The 6,331-nt window shown below is 71.6% G+C and carries 6 protein-coding genes; 1 reads left to right on the top strand and 5 read right to left on the bottom strand.

The features are described 5' to 3' along the window. Positions 1-141: 141 nt before the first annotated feature. The 3 genes from VGO20_RS18220 to VGO20_RS18210 form a co-directional block, all read right to left on the bottom strand. Positions 142-963, bottom strand: a complete 822-nt coding sequence (locus VGO20_RS18220) for a hypothetical protein (RefSeq protein WP_327503797.1) — start codon at positions 961-963, stop codon at positions 142-144. A 94-nt stretch (positions 964-1,057) separates the two neighbouring features. Beyond that, positions 1,058-2,839 carry a gamma-glutamyltransferase gene (gene ggt, locus VGO20_RS18215; RefSeq protein WP_327503796.1) on the bottom strand — a complete coding sequence of 594 codons (1,782 nt, stop codon included), beginning with the start codon at positions 2,837-2,839 and terminating at the stop codon, positions 1,058-1,060. Positions 2,840-2,948: 109 nt separating this feature from the next. Beyond that, positions 2,949-3,497, bottom strand: coding sequence for a cupin domain-containing protein (locus tag VGO20_RS18210; protein WP_327503795.1), 549 nt, complete (start codon positions 3,495-3,497; stop codon positions 2,949-2,951). A gap of 147 nt (positions 3,498-3,644) precedes the next feature. Here VGO20_RS18210 and aptA point away from each other — a divergent pair, with 147 nt between their 5' ends. Further along, a complete protein-coding gene (gene aptA, locus VGO20_RS18205; RefSeq protein ID WP_327503794.1) occupies positions 3,645-4,976 on the top strand; it encodes an omega-aminotransferase AptA in 1,332 nt (443 codons plus the stop codon). Positions 4,977-4,992: 16 nt separating this feature from the next. Here aptA and VGO20_RS18200 read toward each other — a convergent pair whose 3' ends face one another. After that, a complete protein-coding gene (locus VGO20_RS18200; protein WP_327503793.1) occupies positions 4,993-5,997 on the bottom strand; it encodes a nickel/cobalt transporter in 1,005 nt (334 codons plus the stop codon). After that, a partial coding sequence (locus VGO20_RS18195; RefSeq protein WP_327503792.1) for a DUF1007 family protein occupies positions 5,994-6,331 on the bottom strand: 338 nt, incomplete at its 5' end. The genes VGO20_RS18195 and VGO20_RS18200, both read right to left, overlap by 4 nt.

The raw sequence follows: 6,331 nt of genomic DNA, 5'->3' as shown, positions 1-6,331 counted from the left end.
ACTTCGAGGGCATCGCGGCGGCGCCGGCGGACGGCGGCGGCTGGAACGTCTACGTCGTCAGCGACGACAATTTCTGGGCGCTCCAGCGCACGCTGCTGATGATGTTCCACCTGCCGGGCTGAAGGCTCCCGGGCCAAGCGGTCACGTGGTTCCCCGCGTCATCGGCGCGTCGGCCAGGGCCTCGTCGCCGATGAAGTCCCGGAGCGCTCCGGGCATGCTCCGCACGGCCGCCGCCGGCGGATCGTCCGCCCGGAGATCCAGGTAGAGATCGACCGAGGCCAGGATCGCCTTTCTGACCGACGCGGCGTCGGCCCCGGCCATCGTCGCGGCCAGCGCGCCGGCCCCGTCCCGCCCGAGAGCCTCGATCCGCCTGACGCCGCGCTGCGGACGCCCGGCGCGCCGGTGGAGCATCGGCCCCAGCACCTGTTCGCGAAAGAAGGCGAGCATTCCGATCGCCTCGAACAGTTCTCCCCGCCCGAGCTTGGAGGCGGCGTAGTGCAGCCAGACCCATGCCCGGGCCTCGAACCAGTCCGCATCCTGGTCCGGCCATGCGATCCGCGCGCGCGCCAGCCTTCCGGCGACCGCCGCCTCGTCGCGGGACCAGAGGATCGCGGGCCGCTCGATCCGCCGGTCCAGGTCCGAGGACGTCACGAATTTCAGGTCCACGTGCAGGAGCGGCGACCCGTACAGGCAGATCAGGAGGCGCGGCTCGCCCACGTGCTCTCCCGTGAACGCGCTCAGGAGATCGCCCAGGCGGGCCGCGATCCCGGTCCTGCCGTCCATGACTTCCGCATAGGCCTCCTCCTCGACGAGGACGATCAGGTCCAGGTCGGAGAAGGCGTCCAATCCGCCATGAACGAAAGAGCCGCCCGCGAGAAGCGTGTGGATGCGCGGATCGGCGGCGAGCACGCGCCGCGCACGGTCGAGAAACGCCGCATGGATGTCGGTGAGAGTGCTGGTCATGTCGTCCTCCAGGCCAGCACGCCAGGATAGGCGGAGCCGCCGGCCCGGTGCAAGCCGGCAGCTCCGCCCGATCGGCCGGGACCGGACGACGGTGCTAGTCGCCGAGCGCGATGCCCTCCCGGCGCGGGTCGGCGCCGCCGGCCAGAATGCCGTTGCGGATTACGATCGCATGCAGGCCGCTGTTGAGGTCGCGGACGTTGACCCGATGGCCGAGAGCCTCCAGCGCCGGGGCCAGGGCTGCGGCCGGCGTGCCGGCCTCGAGGTCCACCGCCCCGCCGAGGCTGACCGCGTGGGGCAGGGCCACGGCCTCCGCCGCGTTCAGGTCCCAGTCGACGACGCCGAGGATGCTGCGGGTGACGTAGCCGATGATGCGCGCCCCGCCGGGCGAGCCCGTGGCCATGAACGGCTCCCCGGCGGGATCGAAGACCACGGCCGGGGCCATGGACGAGCGGGGCCGCTTGCCCGGCTCGACGCGGTTCGCGACCGGCCGGCCGTCGGTCTCGGGCACGAAGGAGAAGTCGGTCAGCTCGTTGTTGAGCAGGAAGCCCCGCACCATCAGCCGGGAGCCGAAGCCGGCCTCGATCGTCGTCGTCATCGACACGACGTTGCCGTCGCCGTCCACGATCGAGACGTGGGAGGTGGAGGGGATCTCCATCGAGAGGTCCGGCGCATAGGCGCGGCCCTCGCGCCAGGGCGGGTTGCCGGGCTGCGGGTTCTCGATCACGGAGTTGCGGTCGATCAGCTGCGCGCGCAGCATCAGGTAGCCAGGATCGATCAGGCCGTCGACCGGCACCGGGACGAAGTCGGCGTCCGCCATGTAGAGCGCGCGGTCGGCATAGGCGAGGCGGCTCGCCTCGGCGAAGAGATGCGTGGCCTCGACCGAGAGCGGGTCGAGGGAGGCGAGATGGAAATGCTCGAGGATGCCCAGGATCTGGAGCGTCGTGAGCGCGCCCGAGCTCGGCGGGCCCATGCCGCAGACGGTGTGGGCGCGGTACTCGCCGCAGACCGGGCGGCGCACCGCGACGCGGTAGCCCGCGAGGTCCTGTTCCGACAGCAGGCCCGGATTCCCCGCCGTGCCCCGCACGGTTTCGACGATCTCGCGCGCGACGTCGCCGCGGTAGAAGGCGTCGGCGCCCCTTTCGGCGACGCTGCGCAGCAAGGCCGCGAATTCGGGGTTGCGCAGCCGGGCGCCGGCTTCGACCGGCTGGCCGCCGGGTAGGAAATAGGCGCTCGTCGCCGGGAAGCGGCGCAGCGTCTCCTCCTCCTCGCGTACGAGCGCGGCGAGTCGGGGCGTCACTTCGAAGCCGGCCTCGGCAAGCTCGATCGCGGGCTGGAGCAGGCGCTCCCAGGGCAGGCGGCCGTGCAGGCGGTGCACCAGCTCCATCAGGCGCAGCGTCCCGGGCGTGCCGACCGACCGGCCGCCGATCACGGCCTCGTCGAAGGCCATGGGCTCGCCTTCCGGTGTCAGGAACAGGTCCGGTCCGGCCTCGGCCGGTGCCGTCTCGCGCCCGTCATAGGCGGCCAGAACCTCCTCCCCGGCGTCCCAATGGAGCATGAACGCCCCGCCGCCGATCCCGGAGGACTGCGGCTCGACCAAGTTGAGGACGAGCTGCACCGCGATGACCGCGTCGGCCGCGCTGCCGCCTTCCTTCAGCACCTCGTAGCCGGCCTGGGCCGCGAGCGGGTGGGCGGCCACGACCATGAAGTCCTGCGCCTCGACCAGGGGCTTGGAAATCCACCCCGTGGCCGCCTCGGGGGCCGGGCGGGCGGCATCCTGGGCGACGTCCTGGGCGGCTGCGGGCCGGGCGGCGGGCTGGAGCCCGAGCAGCAGGAGGGGCAGCATCGCGGCGGGGAGGAGATGGTGGCGGAACGGCATCGGCAGCCCTCGTGTCGCTGGACTTATCCGTTCGAGCGTGCGCCCTATGAGGAAGGTCATCAACCCCGCCTTGCGGGGTAGCACGGCGGTGCCGCGTCCGCGGGAGGGTTCAGAAGCTCGGCGGCGTGCACACGCTCACCACCTCGCATTCCCCGTCGCCGACATTGCGGAAGCGGTGCGGCAGCCGGCTGTTGAAGTAGTAGGCGTCCCCGGGGCCAAGGACCTGGCGCTGGTCGCCGACCGTCACCTCGAGTTCCCCGCTCACGACGACGCCGCCTTCCTCGGCGGAGTGGCGCAGCATCGTCTGGCCCGTGTCGGCGCCGGGGGCGTAGCGCTCGTGCAGGATCTGCAGCGCCCGGCCCTGGAGGTCGCGGCCGATCTGGGCGTAGCGGATCGCCCCTTCCGAGATCACGCTCAGTTCCCCCGCCCGGAAGAAGACCTGCTCGCGCGGGGTCTCGTCGAGGGCGAAGAAGTCCGCGAGGCTCATCGGGATGCCGTCCAGCACCTTCTTCAGCGATCCCACCGACGGGCTCGTCCGGTTCTGCTCGATCAGCGACACGGCCGCGTTGCTGACGCCGGCGCGCCGCGCCAGCTCGCGCTGCGACAGCCCGTGCATCTCGCGGATCCGGCGCAGGCGCGCCCCGACGTCGAACTCCATTGGGTCTGCCGTCTCCGTTTGAGTGTCAATAATCCTCAACGGGAATGTCTCTCATCCGGCGAATCGATACAAGCATAGGAAGTCTCTTGTCGATTTTCCTCGACGCGTTTAGGCTTGCTGGAAACCCGCACACTCAGGAGGGCACCCATGGACGGCACGGGTCCGATCGTAACACCGAACAACCTCGAAGCCTTCTGGATGCCGTTCACGATGAACCGGCAGTTCAAGGCGGCGCCGCGGATGCTGGTCAGTGCGGAAGGCATGTACTACACGAGCCACGACGGGCGGCAGGTCCTCGACGGCACCGCCGGGCTGTGGTGCGTGAACGCCGGCCACCGGCAGCCCAAGATCGTCGAGGCCGTCCGCCACCAGATCGAGGAGCTGGACTACGCGCCGGCCTTCCAGATGGGCCATCCCCTGGCGTTCGAGCTGGCCTCCCGGCTGGCGGCGACCCTGCCGGGCGACCTGGACCACGTGTTCTACGCCAATTCCGGCTCGGAGGCGGTCGACACGGCGCTCAAGATCGCGATCGCCTATCACCGCGCGCGCGGCGAGGGCACGCGCCAGCGCCTGATCGGACGCGAGCGCGGCTACCACGGCGTCGGCTTCGGCGGCATCTCCGTCGGCGGCATCGTCAGCAACCGCAAGTTCTTCGGCAGCCTGCTGAACGGCGTCGACCACATGCCGCACACCTACGACCGCGCGAAGCAGGCCTTCTCGCGCGGGGAGCCGGAATGGGGCGCGCACATCGCCGACGAGCTGGAGCGGATCGTGACGCTCCACGACGCCTCCACGATCGCGGCCGTCATCGTCGAGCCGGTCGCCGGTTCCACCGGCGTCCTGATCCCGCCCAAGGGCTACCTGAAGCGCCTGCGCGAGATCTGCGACAAGCACGGCATCCTGCTGATCTTCGACGAGGTCATCACCGGCTTCGGCCGGCTCGGCGCGGCCTTCGCGACCGAGTACTTCGACGTGATGCCGGACCTGATCACGACCGCGAAGGGCATCACCAACGGCACGGTGCCGATGGGGGCTGTGTTCGCGCGCAAGCACATCTACGACGCCTTCATGACCGGGCCGGAGAACCAGATCGAGCTGTTCCACGGCTACACCTATTCCGGCCACCCGCTGGCCTGCGCCGCCGCGCTCGCGACCCTGGAGACCTACCAGGAGCAGCGGCTGTTCGAGCGTGCGGCCGAGCTCGCTCCCTATTGGGAGAACGCGCTGCACGGGCTGAAGGGGACGCGCCATGTCGTCGACCTGCGCAACCTCGGCCTGATCGCGGGCATCGAGCTGGAGCCGATGGCGGGGCAGCCCGGCAAGCGCGCCTTCTCGGCGTTCCTGAAATGCTACGAGAAGGGCGCGCTGATCCGCACGACCGGCGACATCATCGCGCTGTCGCCGCCTCTCATCATCGAGAAGCACGAGATCGACCGCCTGTTCGAGACGATCCGGGACGTGCTGGAAACCCTGGACTGACCTGGGAACCCCCTCGTCACCGCAGCGGCACGGCAAGCGGCGGCGAGGGGACCGGGGCCATCAGCAGGACGAGGCCGGCCACGAGCACGAAGAGCCCGGCGGCCGCCGCGACCGCGGCTCCCGCCGCTTCCAGGCGCCGGCCGCCCGATATGCCGGCGAGCGCGAGCGCCGCCTCGCGCGCCGCCAGCGCCAGCGCGGCCAGCACGGAGACCGCGATCGCGCTTCCCAGCGCCATCGCGAACGTCGCGGCGATGCCCGCGGCCTGGATCTTCATCACGTTCGCGAGGACCAGCACCAGCAGCGCCCCCGAGCAAGGCCGCAGGCCGATCGCGAGCACGATCGCGGCGCTCCGCCGCCAGGAAGGATCGTCGAGGGCGCGCGGCGGCGGGACATGGGCATGCCCGCAGCAGGCATGCCCGTGATCGTGAACGTGAACGTGATCGTGATCGTGATCGCCGCCGTGTCCGTGTCGATCGTCCCGGTGCCCGGACCCCGCCCGCGCGGCGAGCAGCCGCTTTGTCCCCGACCAGGCCATGATGCCGCCGACCAGGGCGACCAGCGCGAAGCTGCCGCGTTCCAGCACCGCCGCGGTTCCGGCCGCGTCGCGGGCGGTGGCGCCCAGCAGGTGGAGCGCCACGGACGTCACCGCGACCGCGGTGACCGCCTGGAGCAGGGCGGCGGCGAAGGACAGCCCGACGGCGCGCCGCAGATGCCGCGCGTCGGCCAGGACATAGGCCGAGATCACGGCCTTGCCGTGCCCCGGGCCGACCGCATGGACGACGCCGTACAGGAAGCTCGCAGCGATCAGGCCCCAGGCCGCGCCGGGGCCCGCGGCGCGAACCGCGCGGAGGGCGTCCGCCAGTCCGGCGTGCAGCGTCCGCTGGCCCTCATGGACCAGGGCGGTCAGGCCCGGGAACGGGTCGATGGTGCCCAGCGACGCCGCGGTCAGCGCCGCCGCGGCCAGCAGGGTCGCCAGCGCCGCCAGGCCCAGTCGGCGCAGCTTGGCCGCCCGCGCGCTCACGGCGCCGTCCCCGCGGGGCAGGACACCGTGATCCAGCTGGCGAACCGGACGCCGACCGTCCCCTCGACGTCGTCTTCCGGCCCGATGTCCAGGGCTTCGACCTGCGCGTCGGCGATGCTGCGCTCCTCGACCGGGGGAGGGGCCTCGACCACGGCCGCGCACCCGTCCGGAGGCGAGCCGTCGAGGCGCACCGGCTCCTGCGCGATGACGACGTCGATGTAGAAGGTCGGGTCGAAGCTCGCGAGCGAGATGCGGACCGACCTGGGATCGACGGGCTCCTCCAGGGGCAGGAGGAAGGCGAGCGACAGACGGTCCCCCGCGTGGTCGGAGCGGT

Origin of the sequence: Arenibaculum sp. (assembly GCF_035998295.1) — a bacterium.
Taxonomy (GTDB): Bacteria; Pseudomonadota; Alphaproteobacteria; order Azospirillales; family Azospirillaceae; genus DASYHS01.
The sequence above is the reverse complement of the archived record's forward strand: the minus strand, read 5'-3'. Positions and strand labels throughout refer to the sequence as shown.